Origin of the sequence: Stutzerimonas kunmingensis (assembly GCF_014764705.1) — a bacterium.
Taxonomy (GTDB): domain Bacteria; phylum Pseudomonadota; class Gammaproteobacteria; order Pseudomonadales; family Pseudomonadaceae; genus Stutzerimonas.
In genome coordinates this window covers 25446-43642 of the sequence record NZ_JACXXG010000033.1, presented here as the reverse complement: position 1 = coordinate 43642, position 18197 = coordinate 25446, and the positions used below count along the sequence as shown (strand labels likewise).

At 55.1% G+C, this 18197-nt stretch carries 14 protein-coding genes; 6 read left to right on the top strand and 8 right to left on the bottom strand.

The genetic code is table 11. The features are described from left to right. Window positions 1-119: transposase (locus IEG05_RS19245; protein WP_135960837.1), on the top strand; the 119-nt coding region annotated here is incomplete at its 5' end. A gap of 280 nt (window positions 120-399) precedes the next feature. Here IEG05_RS19245 and IEG05_RS19240 read toward each other — a convergent pair. Together IEG05_RS19240 and IEG05_RS19235 are read right to left on the bottom strand one after the other, a co-directional pair. After that, a complete protein-coding gene (locus IEG05_RS19240; RefSeq protein WP_046622394.1) occupies window positions 400-1719 on the bottom strand; it encodes an OprD family porin in 1320 nt (439 codons plus the stop codon). A 288-nt stretch (window positions 1720-2007) separates the two neighbouring features. Next, complete coding sequence (locus tag IEG05_RS19235) at window positions 2008-3036, bottom strand: IS30 family transposase (RefSeq protein ID WP_038661402.1); 1029 nt, start codon at window positions 3034-3036, stop codon at window positions 2008-2010. Between the two features lie 629 nt (window positions 3037-3665). On the opposite strand from IEG05_RS19235, the gene IEG05_RS19230 reads away from it, so the two are divergent. The 3 genes from IEG05_RS19230 to IEG05_RS19220 are packed head-to-tail and all read left to right on the top strand — an operon-like array spanning window position 3666 to window position 9541. Next, a complete protein-coding gene (locus tag IEG05_RS19230) occupies window positions 3666-4973 on the top strand; it encodes a TolC family protein (RefSeq protein ID WP_046622390.1) in 1308 nt (435 codons plus the stop codon). 9 nt (window positions 4974-4982) lie between these two features. Then, window positions 4983-6353 carry an efflux RND transporter periplasmic adaptor subunit gene (locus IEG05_RS19225; protein WP_046622389.1) on the top strand — a complete coding sequence of 457 codons (1371 nt, stop codon included), beginning with the start codon at window positions 4983-4985 and terminating at the stop codon, window positions 6351-6353. A gap of 17 nt (window positions 6354-6370) precedes the next feature. Continuing rightward, a complete protein-coding gene (locus IEG05_RS19220) occupies window positions 6371-9541 on the top strand; it encodes an efflux RND transporter permease subunit (protein ID WP_046622387.1) in 3171 nt (1056 codons plus the stop codon). Between the two features lie 639 nt (window positions 9542-10180). Here IEG05_RS19220 and IEG05_RS19215 read toward each other — a convergent pair. Next, window positions 10181-10510 carry a hypothetical protein gene (locus IEG05_RS19215; protein WP_080950630.1) on the bottom strand — a complete coding sequence of 110 codons (330 nt, stop codon included), beginning with the start codon at window positions 10508-10510 and terminating at the stop codon, window positions 10181-10183. Between the two features lie 393 nt (window positions 10511-10903). Here IEG05_RS19215 and IEG05_RS19210 point away from each other — a divergent pair, with 393 nt between their 5' ends. After that, window positions 10904-11824: a cation diffusion facilitator family transporter gene (locus IEG05_RS19210; protein ID WP_003463565.1), complete on the top strand. Its 921-nt coding sequence runs from the start codon at window positions 10904-10906 to the stop codon at window positions 11822-11824. A gap of 215 nt (window positions 11825-12039) precedes the next feature. Here the strand turns inward: IEG05_RS19210 and IEG05_RS19205 are convergent, their stop codons facing one another. The 3 genes from IEG05_RS19205 to IEG05_RS19195 are packed head-to-tail and all read right to left on the bottom strand — an operon-like array spanning window position 12040 to window position 13617. Next, window positions 12040-12501 carry a methyltransferase family protein gene (locus IEG05_RS19205; protein ID WP_041013797.1) on the bottom strand — a complete coding sequence of 154 codons (462 nt, stop codon included), beginning with the start codon at window positions 12499-12501 and terminating at the stop codon, window positions 12040-12042. Window positions 12502-12505: 4 nt separating this feature from the next. Next, window positions 12506-13186, bottom strand: a complete 681-nt coding sequence (locus IEG05_RS19200; RefSeq protein WP_041013796.1) for a DsbA family protein — start codon at window positions 13184-13186, stop codon at window positions 12506-12508. Then, window positions 13183-13617, bottom strand: coding sequence for a disulfide bond formation protein B (locus tag IEG05_RS19195; protein ID WP_173425615.1), 435 nt, complete (start codon window positions 13615-13617; stop codon window positions 13183-13185). Before IEG05_RS19195 ends, IEG05_RS19200 begins: the two co-directional genes overlap by 4 nt. A 209-nt stretch (window positions 13618-13826) precedes the next feature. On the opposite strand from IEG05_RS19195, the gene IEG05_RS19190 reads away from it, so the two are divergent. Beyond that, on the top strand, window positions 13827-14786 hold the full coding sequence (locus tag IEG05_RS19190) for an arsenic resistance protein (protein WP_041013794.1): 960 nt from the start codon (window positions 13827-13829) through the stop codon (window positions 14784-14786). Between the two features lie 25 nt (window positions 14787-14811). Here IEG05_RS19190 and tnpC read toward each other — a convergent pair whose 3' ends face one another. Both tnpC and IEG05_RS19180 read right to left on the bottom strand, forming a co-directional pair. Then, the gene (tnpC, locus tag IEG05_RS19185) at window positions 14812-15174 is read right to left on the bottom strand and encodes a Tn3 family transposase post-transcriptional regulator TnpC (protein ID WP_041013793.1); all 363 of its coding nucleotides are present in this window, start codon (window positions 15172-15174) and stop codon (window positions 14812-14814) included. After that, window positions 15171-18185: a Tn3 family transposase gene (locus IEG05_RS19180; protein WP_041013792.1), complete on the bottom strand. Its 3015-nt coding sequence runs from the start codon at window positions 18183-18185 to the stop codon at window positions 15171-15173. The genes tnpC and IEG05_RS19180 overlap by 4 nt, the downstream gene beginning before the upstream one ends. Between the last annotated feature and the right edge of the window lie 12 nt (window positions 18186-18197).

Below are 18197 nucleotides of genomic sequence, written 5' to 3'. Positions count from 1 at the left end.
GCGTCCTTGAGGGCGTCAACAACCGCATCAAGGTGATCAAGCGTATGGCCTATGGTTTTCGGGACTCGGAATACTTTTTCCTGAAAATCAAGGCTGCCTTCCCCGGGAAAGCGCGATGAACCAAAAATAATCCATGTAGTAACTAGGTCAAGACGAAAGCGGCTTGGCTCTAGCGTGAAAGGCAGAGGCGAAAAGATCTGCCCAGGGAAGCGGGAAGCACTTTAACGCGGTAAAAGCCCTGTGAGGGCTATCTTGCGAATTTGTAATCTACCGGTCATTTGGTTGACCCGCAGCGCGAGCGGGTGCACCAAACGAAAAAAGGCGCCCTGATGGGCGCCTGAAACACATCTTCAAACCAAGGGAGCAAACTAAAGAAGATGTGGTGTTGCTCATGGTGTTTCACAAGATCGAGAGAGGGTACTCGGCGATGAATCGGACCTCATCGAGGTCGGACTCGAAAGCAGTCGCCCGCGTGGTAGCCTGGCGCACCCGCAGAGACAAATCCTTGAGAGAGCCAGTCTGTACAACGTAGCGGGCTTCGACGTCGCGTTCCCAGCGGTTCTGTCCGGTCAGCGGCGCACCGTTATCGTCTTGGCGCATGTACACCTCGTTCGCGTTGCTGTAATCGGCGCCCCAACCGCGGGCGTAGCGGGTCATGAAAGTAAGCCCAGGTATGCCGTACCCCGCCATGTTCAGGTCGTAGCGCAGCATCCAGGACTGTTCTTTAGGTGAGTTGAAATCACTGTACTGGATGGAGTTGTTCAGGTAGATCGAGTCCGCCTGGCGCAGGTAGTCAAAGTCGTTGTTACCGTTGTTTCGCTGATACGACGCCGTGACGGTGTGCGCGCCGAAGGCGACACCCAGGCTGGAGCTCCATATGTTGTTGTTGAGTTCGCCCAACAGCTCGCGGCCTTCATCGGTTGCCTTGTAGTAGTTGAAGGTGCCCAGCAGCGCGACGACATCAGAAAGCGGGTAAGTGGCCGATACACCAAAGTAATGCTGATTCCATGCATCTTTAAGGCGGCTGGTATACAGGCTAAGACTGAGATTTTCGTTGACGCTATAGTCGCCGCCTGCGTAGCCGAGCCAAGGGGCGTCGACGGCACCGCCATAAAACGTGACGAAGTCATCGTTCGTGTTGCTGGTATTGGGCTGGCTCATCGCGTGTAGGCGCCCGGCCGCAAGCGTAAGACTGTCCAGCGAGTTGTTCACAACGGTGAACCCCTTGAAAGACTCCGGCAGCAGCCGTGCGTCACCAAAGTGCACGACGGGAGTAGTGGGGAACACATCACCAGCTTTAATCTCGGTGTCCAAGAACCGTGCTTTCACGGCCCCTCCCACTCGAGAAAAGTCATCCTCGGCATCGCCGGCGCTATTGTAGGGGAGAAGATCGACGCTTCCGCCAGCACCGGAACGTCCTGATCCAGAATCGAGCTTGAGACCGAGCATGGCGAAGGCGTCGACACCGACCCCCACCGAGCCTTGAGTATATCCGGACTCGAAGAAGGCCATTAATCCGTGCGCCCACTCCTCAGAGTAGCCATTGCCGGTCGCACTCTCACCGTCGCGAAAATCTCGATTGAAATAATAGTTGCGATTTATCAGCGATAGCGTGCTGCCTTCGATGAAGCCCTCCGCTGTTTCCGATTGGGCAAAGACCGGGGCGCTGCCCAATGCCAGTGAAAGGGCTGTTAGTGAAAAAACGGCCATTTTGCTCATGATGATGCTCCTGGTGTACGGCAGGTCAGTGCTCAAATGACGCCTTTCGCTTTTTTTTAGCGCTTAGGCAAGTTCTTCCCTGCAGATGACCGCAGGATTAGCGGCAAATTACTATTTTGTTATCTGAGAGGCAAGCAATCGCGCATATCCTCGATTACAGATTTGTAATGTTGCGGTCACGCGGTCGTTATCCACTCTTCTTTAAAGTCAGCCCCATGGCCATCAGTTATCTCCCCGGCTTGGCGAGGCAGATAAAAACGGCGGTTGCAGGAGCTGAGTGCAACACGGTTATTGAATTGAAGCAGGCGCATCATGCCGCATAGCCATGGCTTCCTGCATCACTTTGCCCATAACTTCAATTGGGCATTTGAAGTCGAAGCGCTTACGTGGGCGCATGTTCAGTTGCAGTGCGATGGCATCCAGTTCTTCCTGGCTGTGTACCGACAGGTCTGTGCCTTTGGGCAGGTACTGGCGGATCAAGCCATTGATGTTTTCGTTGCTGCCGCGCTGCCAAGGGCTGTGCGGGTCGCAGAAGTAAATGGCCACCCCGGTCTGCTGAGTGATTTCAGCATGCCGCGCCATTTCTCGGCCCTGGTCGTAGGTCATGCTCTTGCGCATCGCCAGCGGCATGCCATTGAGCGCTGCACTGAAGCCTTCCATCGCCGAGGTCGCCGTCGCGTCGTTCATCTTCACCAGCATCAGGTAGCCACTGGTGCGCTCCACCAGCGTACCTACAGACGAGGCGTTGGCCTTGCCCTTGATCAGGTCGCCTTCCCAATGCCCTGGCATCAGCCGGTCTTCGATCTCCGGCGGACGTACATGAATACTGACCATCTCAGGGATCTGACCGCGCCGATCCACACCGCCAGAGCGCGGCCTGCGCGTCGTCTTGCTTTGGCGCAGGCAGATGATCAGCTCCTTGCGCAGTTCACCGACCGGCAGGGCATAGATCGCGTTATAGATCGTCTCACGACAGACGTAGGCCTCTCTGAGGCTGGGAATGTTCATGCTGCGCAGCTTGCCGGCAATCTGCTCGGGAGACAAACGCTCACGCAGCATATGAACCACCAGCTCAAAGCGCTCGCTACCCGGCAACAGCTTTCGCATCGGTCGACACACCTGGCGGCGGGCTTGCATCTGCTGTTGGGCTACACGGGCCGAGTAGCCACCACAGGCATCTCGATTGCGGCGCAGCTCCCGGCTGATGGTCGAAGGGGATCGGTTGATCAAGCAGGCAATCCCACGCAGGCTGAAACCTTGGGCATGACCGATTTGAATGGTGGCGCGCTCTTCAACGCTGAGTTCGGTATAAGACATGGGGGCAGCACCGTACCGGAAAGGTCAGGTGTTGCACTCAGTTTTTGCCGCCGCCAACGCTTTCGTGTATTGTGTCCTAAACTCAGGACGAATCACTGTCGCAGTAGCGGCGCTGTGTTCCGCGTCTTGGCGGGGGTAGCTCTATGATTGGATTCGACATCTAAACCAGGAAGTCATCGTTTTGCCTTGGATGAGAAAAATAGTTCTGCTGTTGTTGCTAGCCCTGTTCCCATTGCAATCATCATGGGCAGTTGTTAGCACGAACTGCAGACATGAGGATGGTTCGGCAGCAAATCATCTTGGACATCACGAACATTCGCACGAGTCTCTGGGTGCTGACGAGGAAGGATCGTCAAAAGCCGCAAAAAAAATCAGTCTGGATGGAGACTGTGTCTTTCATGGCGACCATATCAAGCCGCTTATAAGGAAAGGGATTTCTCCCGGTTCGGTATTATCAATAAGCTTGAAACCGTTTTCTTCTGCTAGCTACGCATCGGCTGAAGCGGGGCGTCCTGAGAAACCTAATTGGCGCATCGGTGCAAAGCCGGTGAGACGCCAGATTAACCAGTAGGACGCCATTTATCTGTATCTGACGTCTCACCGAACCTTCCCTTTTCTAGGAGATTTCGGTGCGAAAAGTTCTTTTACCGCTGGGGTTGTCGATGTTGTCGTGCAACCTCGCCTATGCGCAGCCTTTAGAGTTGCCGACCTTCACACAGACCTTACCTGTCAGTGTGTCAAATACCTTCCCCGTTGAGTCTGTCGACTCCATAAGCTTTCTACGCGCCTTGGAGCTCGCTAGCTCTGCAAGCCCTGAACTGGCTGCTGCAAGACGTGAGCTGGCTGCTTCTCGCGCATTGATTAGCCAAGCCGGAGCACGTCCGAATCCAATATTGTCCGCTAGCCAGGAGGGAATCCGAGGTGATGCCCCCGAGACGACGCTTGAGCTGAGCCAAGAAATAGAGCTGGGTGGTAAACGTTCGGCTCGTATTGAGGCAGCGCAACGCGCCATGGACGTAGCGGCCGCCGACCTACAGGACGCCCAAGCTCGACTGAGGGGGGCAGTGATGGGTGCATACTACGATGTGCTTACTGCTCAAGAACGGCTGGACCTCGCTCAGGCTGCTTCAAAGCTTGCGAAGCAAGCTGTGAACGTTGCCAATCGACGTGTGAGGGCCGGCATGGTCTCTCCCGTAGAGGAAACCCGGGCGCGGGTTGCGGCTACTGGAGTGCAAGTAGAGCTTGCCCAGGCCACAGCTGAACTCGAAGCTGCGCGCACTCGGCTGGCGGCCAACTGGGGAAATCCACAGCCACGCTTTGAGCGAGTAAAAGAGCCGGTAGAGGCAGTGCCTCCTCTTCCCGAGCTAGCTGAGCTTTATAGCCGTTTGAACGATTCCGCCCAACTAACCCGCGCGCGTCGGGAGGCTGAAAGACGTCGGGCTGCGTTGGAGCTGGAAAGGACGAATCGCTTTTCTAACGTGACGGTTAGCGTAGGTGCCCAACGCTCAGATGAATATAACGGCACGCTGGGACTGGTGAGTATCTCGATGCCCCTGCCGTTGTTTGATCGAAACCAAGGCAACATCGGAGCAGCACAGGAACGGGCCTACCAGGCGCAGGACGAGCTTAACGCCGTCCATATACGCCTGAAAAGCGAACTTTCCCAAGCGCACATGCGGCTGCGCACTGCTCGCCAGCAGTTCGAACTGTTGCGCAACGACATGCTCCCCAGTGCCCAAAGCGCTTATGAAGCTGCCAGCAAGGGGTTTGAACTAGGAAAGTTCACCTTCCTTGACGTACTGGATGCTCAACGCACGCTTTTCCAAGCCCGCTCTCAGTATCTGTCTGCGCTCTCGCAAGCTAACCAGGCGGCGGCGGAAATCGCCCGAATCGTCGGCGATGGGTCGGCCGTTATCACCTCGGCCACTCAGCCATAAGGAATCCATATGAAAAGTAAATCGAATACATCTTCCTTGGCTGGTCACAAGAAGCAGATTTTTTGGATCGTCGTCATATTAAGCGTGGCACTTATGCTTGGCGGATTGCTTCTTCGCAGTAGTCCAACTGTGCCCGATGCGGGCGACGCACATAGCGAGCATGGTGACGAATCGGAGCATGAGGATGAAGGGCATTCGGATGAGGATGCAGAAGCAGAAGCAGAAGCAGAAGCAGAAGGAGAAGGAGATCATGGCCATGATGAAGGAGGCGCCGATAGCGATCACGAGGTCGGTGCGGCAGAGAAAGATGAGCATGACGATGGTCCTGAGGGAGCAGCGCACGCCGAAGCAGCAGAGGTAGAACTCTCAGAGACACAAATCCTAGCCGCGGGCATCTCGCTGGCAACCGCTCAGCCTGCACAGATACAAAGCGCAATCGAGCTGCCAGGTGAAATTACGTTTAACCAGGATCGCACAGCGCAAGTTGTGCCTCGTCTCTCAGGCGTCGTTGAAGCGGTCAAAGTCGATTTGGGCGAACAGGTGAAACAGGGGCAAGTACTCGCTGTGATCGCGAGTACTGACCTGTCGGAACGTAGAAGCGAGCTCTACGCGGCACAAAAACGTCTTGCATTGGCTCAGAAAACCTATCGACGCGAAAAGGAGCTGTGGGAAGAGCGTATTTCCGCAGAACAGGATTATTTACAGGCACAACAGGCTCTACGGGAAGCAGAGCTGACTGTTGCGAATGCAAAAGCACAGCTACAAGCGCTTGGCAGTGATGCTGGCAAGCCAGACGCATTGAGCCGCTACGAACTCAGGGCGCCGTTCGATGGGATGATCGTTGAGAAGGACATCACTCTCGGTGAGTCAGTCAATACCGATGACCAGATATTCATCATTTCCGATCTTTCTACCGTTTGGGCAGATATCAGCGTTCCTGCCAATGCACTCAGCGCGGTACGAGTCGGCAGCAACGCGGTTATCGAAGCCACAGCATTCGAGTCCAGTGCCAATGGCACCGTTTCTTATGTCGGCTCACTTGTTGGTCAGCAAAGCCGCGCCGCTACCGCCCGGGTCACGCTTCCCAACCCGGAAGGTGTTTGGCGCCCCGGCCTGTTCGTCAAAGTGCGGGTAGGCTCTGGCGGAGCGTCCGTGCCGGTTGCAGTTAAGCCCGATGCGATCCACACATTGGAAGATAGTCCGGTGGTGTTTGTACGGACCGATCATGGCTTCGCCGCTCAGCCAATCGTGACTGGTCGCAGCGATAGTGAAGCGGTTGAAATCAAGGAAGGCCTCCAGCCCGGAGCGCGCTATGCCTTGGATAACAGCTTCATCATCAAGTCCGAGCTTGGCAAAGCCAGCGCCTCGCATGCTCACTGATACGGAGTTATAGAATCGTGTTCGAACGTATCATTCGTTTTTCTATAGAGCATCGTTGGCTGGTTTTGCTAGCCGTACTTGGCATGGCAGCGTTAGGAGCTTACAGCTACCAAAAGCTGCCTATCGATGCTGTCCCTGATATCACCAACGTACAGGTGCAAATCAACACTGCGGCGCCAGGTTATTCGCCGTTGGAAGTGGAACAGCGTATTACCTACCCGCTCGAGACGGTAATGGCCGGGTTGCCCAAGCTCGAGCAGACCCGTTCCTTGTCTCGATATGGCCTGTCTCAAATCACAGTTATTTTTGAGGAAGGCACTAACATCTATTTTGCCCGCCAGCTTGTAAATGAGCGCCTGGGTGGAGCCAAAGATCAGCTTCCTGAAGGCGCCACTCCAACACTTGGCCCTATTTCCACAGGGCTTGGCGAAATCTATTTTTGGACGGTTGAAGCTGAGGAAGGTGCCGCCAAATCGGACGGTACGCCTTATACCCCTACTGACTTGCGTGAGATTCAAGATTGGATCATCAAACCGCAAGTCCGTAATGTGCCAGGTGTTACTGAGATCAATACGATCGGAGGATATGCAAAGGAATATCAGATCGCCCCCAACCCAGACACGTTGCGGTCGTTTGGACTAACACTACAAGATCTGATCGAGGCGGTTGAGCAAAACAATAACAATCTAGGTGCCGGGTATATTGAAAAACGAGGCGAGCAGTATCTTGTTCGTGCTCCAGGACAAATGCAGTCAGTAGAGGACATCCGCAATACCCTTATTAGCAACGTTGACGGTACCCCAGTACGTATCCGCGACGTTGCGACGGTCGAGGTTGGAAAGGAGCTCCGCACTGGCGCAGCCACCGAGAATGGCCGCGAAGTGGTGCTAGGTACGGCTTTCATGCTTATCGGTGAAAATAGCCGGGTAGTTTCTAGGGCTGTCGATGACAAGATGAAAGAGATAAACCTTTCGCTTCCAGAGGGCGTAAAGGCGATTACTGTCTACGATAGAACTGTACTCGTAGACAAAGCTATATCCACCGTTAAGAAGAACCTCACTGAGGGTGCCATTCTTGTTGTGGTTATACTTTTTCTCTTCTTGGGTAATATTCGGGCGGCGATCCTAACCGCACTTGTTATACCGCTGGCGATGCTCTTTACGTTCACCGGCATGGTAGCCAACGAGGTCAGCGCCAACCTGATGAGCTTAGGCGCATTGGATTTCGGCATCATCATCGATGGTGCCGTGGTGATTGTTGAGAACTGCGTGCGTCGACTTGCTCACGCTCAGTCCCATCACGGGCGGGCATTAACGCTGTCCGAACGGCTTCATGAAGTGTTCGCTGCGGCAAAGGAAGTGCGTCGGCCTCTTCTCTATGGGCAGCTGATCATTATGATCGTATATCTGCCGATATTCGCCCTTACAGGGGTAGAAGGTAAGATGTTCACGCCCATGGCGTTTACCGTAGTGACAGCGCTATTCGGAGCGATGATTCTCTCGGTGACGTTCGTCCCGGCAGCCGTTGCGCTCTTTATCGGCAAGCGTGTTACAGAGAAGGAAAACTTTCTAATCCGCAATGCTAAACGGGCCTACGCACCTGCATTCGATGCGGTGATGGCCAACAAGCCAGTAGTGCTCACCTTTGCCGTAGTTGCAGTTGTACTTTCCGGCCTCGTAGGGGCACGTATGGGTAGTGAGTTCGTGCCTAGCCTCAATGAAGGAGACTTCGCTATCCAAGCTCTTCGTGTACCGGCTACCAGTCTTAGTCAGTCTTTAGAGATGCAGCAGCAGCTGGAACGAAAGCTTATGGAAGAGTTTCCAGAGATCGAGCGGATTTTTGCGCGTACTGGCACTGCGGAGGTGGCATCCGATGCCATGCCACCAAACATTTCCGACGGCTACGTCATGCTGAAACCTCAAGAACAGTGGCCGGATTCAGGCAAGCCGCGCGACGAACTCTTAAGCGAGGTCCAAGCATCCGCCGCTGAGTTACCGGGCAATAACTACGAGTTTTCCCAGCCTATTCAGCTGCGTTTCAACGAGTTGATTTCCGGTGTTCGTGCCGCTGTAGCCGTGAAAATCTATGGTGATGACATGGAGGTTCTTAACAGCACGGCGGCGGAAGTGTCCGAGGTGCTAGGACAAGTACCAGGCGCCTCCGAGGTTACGGTCGAGCAAACGACTGGCCTTCCTATGCTCACGATTGATATCGATCGCGATCAGATCGCACGATACGGCCTGAGTCTAGATACCGTCCAGCAAGCGGTTGCAGTAGCTATCGGTGGCCGAGAGGCCGGCACCTTGTTTCAAGGAGATCGGCGTTTCGATATCGTGGTTCGTTTACCGGACGAGATACGCAGCGATCTCGCCGCAATTGAGAGGCTTCCAATTGCCCTTCCAAGGGAATTAAACAGCGCCATGAGTTATATCCCCCTCGGCGAGGTGGCCACGCTAGATTTGGCCCCCGGCCCGAATCAGATCAGTAGAGAGGAAGGGAAACGGCGAATTGTCGTTAGTGCAAATGTCCGTGATCGGGACATTGGATCATTCGTATCCGAGGCAGAACAGAAAATCCAGGCCCAGATAGATATTCCGGCAGGTTATTGGATCGACTGGGGCGGTACATTTGAGCAGCTTGAATCAGCAACGAAGCGGCTGCAGATTGTCGTCCCCGTGGCGCTGCTCCTCGTCTTCATTCTGCTTTTCATGATGTTCAACAATGTCAAAGACGGCTTGTTGGTCTTTACAGGGATTCCATTTGCGCTCACCGGAGGCATTGTTGCGCTGTGGCTGAGAGATATCCCATTGTCCATTTCAGCAGGAGTTGGCTTTATTGCTCTGTCAGGCGTCGCCGTTCTTAATGGCTTGGTAATGATCTCCTTCATCCGTAGCTTACGGGAGCAAGGTCTACCTTTGGACACTGCTATCCGCGAAGGCGCTCTTACCCGGCTAAGACCGGTATTGATGACGGCCCTGGTGGCTTCACTCGGGTTCGTTCCGATGGCCTTGAATGTGGGTACCGGTGCAGAGGTACAACGTCCCCTTGCGACAGTGGTAATCGGGGGAATTCTCTCCTCAACGGTGCTAACGCTATTAGTTTTGCCGTTGCTCTACCAGATGGCTCATCGGCGCGAAGACGAATTGGAGGAGCAAGAAATCGCGCTAGCCGCCGACAGAACGAGCTAGATATCGGATGGCGGTACACAACGCCCCGTTCTTGCTAGCAAGCAAGAACGGGGCGTGTTGATTATCGGAGCGCTAAGTTCATTAGCGGCGCAGCGGGCAGTACAGCCTTGGTGGCGCAGGTCTGATGCATCTAAGCGGTAAATAAGAAACTTGCTCGCGCTAAGTGCTATGACCTGCGCTACATACGCCTCCTCGACCTGATGGCTTTCACCCAAGGTGAGCTGACGAAGGATTATGCGAGCAGCGGCTGACCTGCCCTGGTTGGCAGCAAGGGGCGATAGCTACGACAACGCCCTGGCTGGAATGATCAGCAGGCTGTACAAGACCGAGCTGACACCTTCAATCATGCACGAACCGCGAGACCGCTGAGATGACGACCCCCGACATGGATGCGGGGTAGGCCACCAGCGTCTGTTCAGCTCACTCGATATGCTCCTTGCGAAGGCTAATAACAACAGATCAGGCGATGGCGGCCTGACTTAAACGAAACGGCTTTTATAAATCAAGGGCGATTCGCTGGTAGCGATGTTGCGGGCAAGTTATGGAAACAAAAAAGCGCCCCGAAGGCGCTTAGAGTGCAACTGCTTCCAAAGGAGCTTGGAAGCTGCCGGAGGCGAATATCGTTCAGATATGAAGCGGTTAGTCAGCTTTGGTTTCTTTCTTAATTTCCGTGTTGTTCTGATCTTGGCGAATATCATTAACCTTCAACTCGTTTGCTTTTTTTTCGGCGGATTCGGTTCCGTGAATTCGCTTTTGATCTGCTCGGAATTTTTCATTAAATTTCATTGAACGGTCGTATCCATCTCCTGCATAAGACGATGCGGAGCCGAAAATTACCAAACCAACAACAATAGCTTTCAACAGATTCATAGGGCAGTCCTCGCTAAATTCAAAGGTGGCTTGCTGAGCTTTCTCGCTGAGCCCTGCAGGTTCGAATGAATTTTGCGTGATTGAAGCTAACAGCAGCATGAGCCAAGCATTACATTATTGAAATGTAATGCTTCCATTGCGCGGTGACATGAGCGCCTTGCTTCGTCATGTCAGCACCGAGGCGCACCAATCTGCAAGGGCCTATCCTACGAAAAGAATGATTGGAAGATTACAATTTTGTCATCCTCGGATTGACGCCGTATCATCTATCATTAGCGAGCAACGTCGTTTAACGTTTGAGAGGGATCGGCCAGTTATCGGCAAGTTTCAGACGATAATGCACGAACTCGCTTGAGAGTGGTCGCATTTCTGTCAGTGTGGTTTGGAAGGCCAGATGGTATAGGCACTAGTATTGCCTAATTAGCTATTATGGGCGGTCGTTTGGTTTTCCTACCCTTGTCTTACTTTATTTTTTAGGAGCGGTAAAAACCAATGGCCCACGAACATAACCATAACACCGAAGCCATAGGCGATAAGCGTTTAATCGCTGCCATTGGCGTTAATGCTGCGTTAACTCTGGCACAAGTTGTTGGAGGAATACTTTCTGGCAGCTTATCGCTTATAGCTGACGCGCTACATAATTTGAGCGATGCCGCATCACTGGTTATTGCGCTAATCGCGCGTAAGATCGGTCGCAGGCCGCCGGATGCTTTTAAAACCTTCGGCTACCGACGCAGTGAAACCATAGCGGCCTTAATCAACTTGGTCTCGTTGATTATCATCGGTCTCTACCTTATTTACGAGGCTATAGGTCGGTTATATTCCCCTCAGCCTATTGAGGGTTGGACAGTGGTCGTGGTGGCGGGAATAGCCTTGATTGTAGATATCGCCACGGCCTTGCTCACCTACACAATGTCTAAGGACAGCATGAATATAAAGGCGGCATTCCTGCATAATGTATCGGATGCACTAGCCTCCGTCGGCGTTGTTGTCGCCGGGACATTGATTCTTCTGTACGGCTGGTACTGGACGGATACTGTAGTGACATTGATGATTGCTGGTTACGTGCTCTGGCAGGGCTTTAGCATGCTGCCTAAAACCATTCACTTGTTGATGGAGGGCGCACCAGAAGGAGTTTCCATCGCCGATATAATCAACGTCATGGAGCAAGTAGACGATGTTGAGAGTGTTCACCACGTACATGTTTGGGAAATCGCGGAACATACAATTGCATTGGAAGCCCACGTTGTCATAAAGAAGGCTAGTCTGCCTGATATCGAACGAGTGAAGACCGATTTAAAACGAGTACTCCATGAGCAATTCAAAGTCAGCCACTCGACACTTGAAATGGAGCTAGACGGCAGTGTTTGTATCGACACCAGGCAGGCCGACAATCATCGCAGCGAAGCATAAGCCTGCTTTGCTTTTACCGCTGTCACCTGACAGTTAGCTCGATATCAACGGAGCGAATTCGCGTGCGTCACTCGTTGGCGCTATGCCCTTGACCTTAGAAATGCTAACGGCATGTGGCCAAAGTAGCTCGCCACGAGGAGATCAGGCTAGGTCGTGGCACCTTCAGCAGGCTGCCGCGACGAGTAAGCCCCGCCAGTCGCTACCGCCGCCGACGCTCAGAGCCAGCGGCGGACTCGTGCACGGTAGCGGGCGAATGATTCGCCGAACAGTGCTTCCAGCGCCCACTCTTCGGGTGTGATCTGGAAACGGTTCATGTACAGCACGAAAGCAACCACGCCAAGCAGGGTTAGAGGCGAAGCCAAGACCAGCGCCCAAGCCGCCAGGATAATGGCAAAGCCTAAGTACATGGGGTTGCGGCTGTACCGGTAGATGCCAGCCTCCACTAATGCCGAAGCCTGCTGCGGCTGCAATGGATTAACCGTAGTACGCGCGCGGCGAAACGACAGGACGCCGGCGAGGCACACGCCGAGCCCCAGGAGCAGTACCGGCAAAGCGAAGGTCAGGCGCGCGGTCCATGCCAGTTCGAAACCCGGCAATTTGGTTCCCGACAAACCCATCAGCACAGCGATCAGGCCTGCCACGAGCAGCGGTGGCACGCGGTTTTCCAGCGCGCTCATAGTGTCATTCCCGTGCCTTGGCCACTTCGCTGCTCACCAACTGGCGCAGCGGCTCCGGGCCAAACTCGCTGAGCGCACGACCATTGACAAAAAAAGTCGGCGTGCCACGAACCCCAACGGCCTTAACGTCCTGCATGTCCGTTTCCAGCACGGCGTTGACGCCAGGCGTATGCATGTCCTGGCGGGCCTGTTCCAAGTTCAAACCGACGCGCTCTGCAGCAGCCCATGCCTGCGTTACCTTGGGGTCGTCGTGCCAACCGGGTTGGGCCTCCAGCACAGCCTCCAGCACTTTTTCATGGAGATTTTGCTTACGCGCCGCCTCAAGCATCCGCGCCACTTCTTCCGAACCCTGATGGAACAGTACATAGCGCAGCACCAGACGTACATCTTCCGGGTTCTCGGCGAGGATCTGCTTCACATAGGGGTGGAAGGCGCGGCATGCCTCGCACGAAGGATCGAAGAATTCGACGATGGTCACTGGAGCCTGCGCCGGACCGAACACTGGTGAGTGGAAGCGAACCAATTGGCCGCCGTTCTGTTTGGGTTGTGTCCCGGTCTCTTGGGCGGTCGAACCGGGAGCCTGGGCCTGTTGAGGCGACTGCGAGGGGGAATAGAAGAATGCGGCGGCAGCAAAGACGGCCAGGATCACGACACTGATGATCAGGACCACGGAACGGCGATTCATGGAGTTGTTCTCCGACGGATGAGAATGAGCAGGATGGCGATCAGGATAAAGGCGAACAAGGCGAGTGCCGGCAGGGGCACCACGCCGAAGAGGGTCATTCCGGCGCCTGAGCAGGATGGACCGGTGGCCGTGCAGGGCTGGATCGGCTGTGGAATCAGCCCGGCATAGAGCAGCGTGTGAACAAATGCCAGCGCCGCACCGATAACGGTCAGCGGTAGGGCATAACGCCAGACTGTAAAATCCGAGCGGTAGCAGGCGATGGCCAGGATCACCGCCAGCGGAAACATGAAGGCACGCTGGAACCAGCACAACACGCAGGGTGCCTGGCCCATCACCTCACCAATGAACAGCGCGGACAGCGTCGATACCAGTGCGACCAGCCAGGTTAGCAGCAGCAGATTCCAGGTCATGCTTGGAGGTTGAGGATTCATTGCGGTTAACTCCTGGCGATGGCGAGCACTTGCCTCAGACCCGCCATCCAGTTATTTCGAAACATCATGCATCCTCTTATCGGCAGGACTTGTTAGGACCGTTGCGGACTTCGCCCAACGGCAAAGCGAAAAGCAACCAGCCTCAACGCTGGGTTAAATCCGATGCCAGTGGGAGAATGTCGCCCTTGCGCAACAAGGGAAGATATCAGATGTCGCGGGACTGGCTGGAAGAACACCAGATAGCATTTTATTTCGCGGCGGTGGTGGCCGCTGCCATTGCAGGTTTGAGCTCTGCGCAATTCACCGGACTGACGGCCATGGCCATCACACCGGCGATTGCCGTGCTGATGTATGCCATGTTTCTGCAGATTCCTTTTTTGGAGCTGCGAGAAGCTTTTGCCAACCACCGCTTCGTCGGTGCCCTGTTGCTGGCCAACTTCCTATTGGTGCCATTGATGGTGTGGCTGGTGACGTGGCCGCTCTCATCGAACAAGGCCTTGTTGGTCGGCGCGCTGCTTGTCCTGCTAACGCCTTGTATCGATTACGTGGTGGTCTTCACCCACCTGGGCAAAGGGGACTCTCGTCTGGTGCTCGCGGCGACGCCATTGCTGCTGTTGCTCCAGCTTCTGCTGCTGCCCCTCTACTTGCGGCTAATCCTTGGCCCCGAAGCCGGCACAGTGATCGAGCTGTGGCCCTTCGCAGAAGCCTTCCTGTTGCTGATCGTCCTACCCTTGGTAGCGGCTGTGCTCACCGAATTTGGCGGACGCCGATCTCTGCTGCTTCGCGCATGGAGCGCAGGTTGGGCCTGGCTGCCAGTGCCTGCAATGGCCCTGGTTCTAATCGTGGTGGTGGGTTCGCAGATCGCGGCTGTCGTGTACCAACTCGACATCCTGGCGCCGTTGCTTCCGGTATACGGAGCGTTTCTACTACTCGCTCCGGCCCTCGGCGTACTCAGCTCCCGGCTATTTGGCTTGGAGGCTTCTGCCGCACGGGCAGTGGCCTTTAGCTCAGGCACTCGCAACTCGCTTGTAGTGCTTCCCCTGGCCCTAGCGCTCCCGGAGTCCATTCGCGCGCTGGCCGCGGCGGCTGTGATCACTCAGACACTCATAGAACTGATTGGTGAATTGATCTACTTACGGGCGATTCCAGCCATGGTCAGGAACAGGTGAGCCTGGTCGAAATAGGCCAGAGCGCTCATGGACCGTGGTTTGGTGCAAGGTCGATCAGCGGCGCAATGAGGAGCTGAGCAGCACGAGCCCAGGAAACCAGCGCCTCAAGATCCATTTGTAGAGATTCGGCTTCTGCCCAGATACAAGCACTCTCGGCAGGCACCGTAAGAGCGATGCCCTCAACTATCGTCAGAGCCATCGCATGCAATCTCAGCAGCTCGTCGCGAATGGAGGTGATTCCACCCAGTTCCACCAAGCAGACGTCCAATCGATCAACCAGCCGGAGCAGTTGAGAGGTGTCGAAGCTGTCGCGCAGGTTTTCCAACGCCACGGCGTCCACTTCGCCGTACGGTGTAAGGCGGAAGGATGCGGGAGGAATGTTGATCATGGCGTTTTCTCGGTATCTAGCTGGCTAGGTCTGATCACCCGCAGCGAGCCGGCAGCTTGTTGGAACACCGAGTCCTTGATCCAGGGCTCCGGTGGCCGGTTTAGCTTGAGGTTGAATTCGCCGAAGCGCTTGACGTTGCTGGTCAGGTAGGGGCTGAGGAAGGACACGTCCTCGTCGGTGAACTGCCAATCCTCTCGGGCCAATTTCTGCAGGATGCGCATCATATCTACAGTGTTCTGCAGGATCACCGATGAGGCCACCATGTCGTTGTAGCGCAGACGTTTTTGCTGTTCGTCCGGATCGTTTTCGGCAATCACGTCGCCACCGAAAGAAAGCCACTTCGAGAAACCATTGTAGGACTCGATCTTGTTGGTGTTGGCGGTCACTTCCTGGCGCAGCTCACGGCTGCCGATCCAGTTGAGCAGGAAGATCGTGCGGATCACGCTGCCCAGTGCCTGGGCGGCGTGGTAGAGCTTGTTGCGGCGGCTGTAGGAGCCGAGTTTTCGCAGCAGCATAGGCGAGGAGATTTTGCCGGCCTGGATGGACAGCGCGACCTGCATCAGATCCTGCCAGTGAGTTTCGATCAAGTGCCAGTCTGCAGTGTCGGTGAACAGGCGGTTGATATGCTTGTAAGACGCGCCGCGATCCGGCCGGCACATCACCAGGTCACGCCAGTTGCGTATACGCGGCATCAGGTTGATGCCCAGCAGATGGGTGAAGGCAAAGACTGTCGCCGATTGCCCTTGAGTATCTGAATACACAGTGTCTGCCTCGACACTCAGATCAGCCTTAAGCAGCCCCTCAATTACGTAGATCGCCTCCCAGATGCCAGGTGGGATGAAATGCTGGAACACAGCGATGTAGTTGTTGGCCACGTGCCGATAGGCCACGGCACCCATCTTGCGGTAGCGGAAGTGATAGCCGGCCAGCAGGTTGTCATCATAGAAGTCGAACTGTGTGCCATCCGCTGCCACCGCTTTGCCATCTCCCCAGATCTTAGGCAGATCAAGCTGCAGATAGAGTTCCACCAGCTCGCGGTTAGCCTTGTCCAGCTTCTCCAATGATAGGTGGCGGCGATTCGTATAGGACAGCATGTGTGGCGTGACATTACCGGCCAGATGCCGCGCGGCCTGGTTGGGGCCGAGATTGCAGCCCATGGCGAAGATGGTCATCAGATAGCGCTCGGCAGGCTCTTTGAGCTTCGACTCGTTACCGGACATGGGACCGAAATGCCGCGTGAACTGAATCCAATGCTCGATGTTGGCCATGATGTCGAGCACGTGCCTAGCCGGCATGCGCTGCATAAGCGCCGTCTGTAGTGAGATGGCCGAAGGTGGGATGTCCCGCGCCGTTACTCGGCGCAACACCGGTTCTCCGGCTTCGTTAATCGATACGTCTCCTCGGCAAGATGGGAATTTGTCGTCCAGTTGTTGCGCGGTTTCCTCCAGCTGGGTCTTGAGGGAGGCAACAAACTCCTTCGCCGTGCCTGGCAGCCCGACCTTTTCGCAGTAGGCCGGTAGTCGCTGCAGGCATTCTTCCCAGGGCAGCAACTGCTTGCGGTAGTCGGCGAAGGATTCCGACCCCTGTACACACATGTCACCCGATCGCAGCTCGCTGGCCAGGTAGGAGAACACGCAGACTTCTAAATAGCGCCGGTTGGTCGGTGGTCCCTCACTGGCAGGACGACGAACGACCTTGACCCAGCGCTCCGACGCAAACGACAAGTCGACGTGCTCGTCGATCCATTCGCGGTGTAGATTCTCGCTGTCCTGTATCAGTTGAAGAGCCTGAACCAGCGATCGATCCTGAGTCGTGGGCTCCAGTTGAAGAAGGTGGCTTAGACGGAACAATAACGAGCGATGTGACTTGAAGTGCTTCCAGATCAGCGGCAGGTAGTTATTACCGCCGGTAGCCTGTACTTCGGCGCAAGTCTCACGCAACCGATCCAGATTGCCACCGGGGGAGAGGTATTCCCGAATTAGACTGCCAGCCTCCTGGTCATCCGGTTCTTGGACCAGAATCTGCACCACGCCATCAAGGGTCGCCGCCAATTGCTCCAGCTTCTGGCGTTGCCGCGCCTGGATTTGCTCCAACTCCTCCTTGGCGCGTTTATGGATCGTCGAAATCCGTCGGATGAACATCTCGGCCAAGTGATCCCGGGTCCGCACGCGCATGCGGTAGATTAAGGCCAGCATCAGCGTGTAGCGCTTCGGCAGTAAGCAGTCCTTCAACTCCGCGACGTCCGATGCCGCGGCTTGGGCAGCAAAATGGCGGATCTTGGTGTCGACTATTCCTTCAAAAATGGTACCCAGATCCCCGAAGCTCTCTAGCCAAGCCAGATGGTCGATCAGCACCTCTAGGTGCTTGCGAGATGGCTTCTTGGGTGCCTGTTTCAGCGCATTGAAGTCGCTCTGGCGTCGCCCGAAGTCAGTGTCGAGCAAATCCTTTAGCTTGTGGATCACCTCGACTGGCGTTCTGGTTACTACGAGATTGAATATTGCCTCTTGGGACTCGGCATGAATCCGCTCAGCGAGATCATTCAGGGTCGAATACGCAGGGAGCTCATAATCCTGGCGGATCAGTTCTTCAATCACGGAATTGATGATGTCAGCGCGCTGGTCAAGCACAAGCGACATTGCTTTGGCATGCCGCTCGGCGAGCTCGACAGCATCAGAGCCGTAGAATGCCGTCACACCGAGGCGAACTCGGATCGCGTTCATGTGGCGATATTGCTGGAACCACTTGTATTCCGCGAGTTTCACCTTGCTACGCTGACCCAACTCTCCGCGAATGAAATCCACCAGTTGATCAGGTACGTCGGTGATATCAGGAAAATACCGGAGCACCTGAAAGGTCTTGAGGAGAACGGCGAGATTGAGGTGAAAAGGGGCCTTGGACTTGCTTCGTACCCATTTAATCTCATCATCTGAGAACGAAAAATCTCGCTGCAGCTCAGCTTTTGAATACGCCTTTGGCAGAGTGGGATACGCCGTACGCTCTAATGAAGCCATAGGAACTCCTTT

What these genes read in the sequence shown, in the direction of transcription:
- IEG05_RS19205 (WP_041013797.1), bottom strand. Translation starts at nt 12,501, where the DNA reads ATGAGCGCGCTGGAAAACCGCGTGCCACCGCTGCTCGTGGCAGGCCTG.
- IEG05_RS19210 (WP_003463565.1), top strand. Translation starts at nt 10,904, where the DNA reads ATGGCCCACGAACATAACCATAACACCGAAGCCATAGGCGATAAGCGT.
- IEG05_RS19240 (WP_046622394.1), bottom strand. Translation starts at nt 1,719, where the DNA reads ATGAGCAAAATGGCCGTTTTTTCACTAACAGCCCTTTCACTGGCATTG.
- IEG05_RS19225 (WP_046622389.1), top strand. Translation starts at nt 4,983, where the DNA reads ATGAAAAGTAAATCGAATACATCTTCCTTGGCTGGTCACAAGAAGCAG.
- IEG05_RS19200 (WP_041013796.1), bottom strand. Translation starts at nt 13,186, where the DNA reads ATGAATCGCCGTTCCGTGGTCCTGATCATCAGTGTCGTGATCCTGGCC.
- IEG05_RS19180 (WP_041013792.1), bottom strand. Translation starts at nt 18,185, where the DNA reads ATGGCTTCATTAGAGCGTACGGCGTATCCCACTCTGCCAAAGGCGTAT.
- IEG05_RS19215 (WP_080950630.1), bottom strand. Translation starts at nt 10,510, where the DNA reads ATGCTGCTGTTAGCTTCAATCACGCAAAATTCATTCGAACCTGCAGGG.
- IEG05_RS19235 (WP_038661402.1), bottom strand. Translation starts at nt 3,036, where the DNA reads ATGTCTTATACCGAACTCAGCGTTGAAGAGCGCGCCACCATTCAAATC.
- tnpC (WP_041013793.1), bottom strand. Translation starts at nt 15,174, where the DNA reads ATGATCAACATTCCTCCCGCATCCTTCCGCCTTACACCGTACGGCGAA.
- IEG05_RS19190 (WP_041013794.1), top strand. Translation starts at nt 13,827, where the DNA reads ATGTCGCGGGACTGGCTGGAAGAACACCAGATAGCATTTTATTTCGCG.
- IEG05_RS19195 (WP_173425615.1), bottom strand. Translation starts at nt 13,617, where the DNA reads ATGAATCCTCAACCTCCAAGCATGACCTGGAATCTGCTGCTGCTAACC.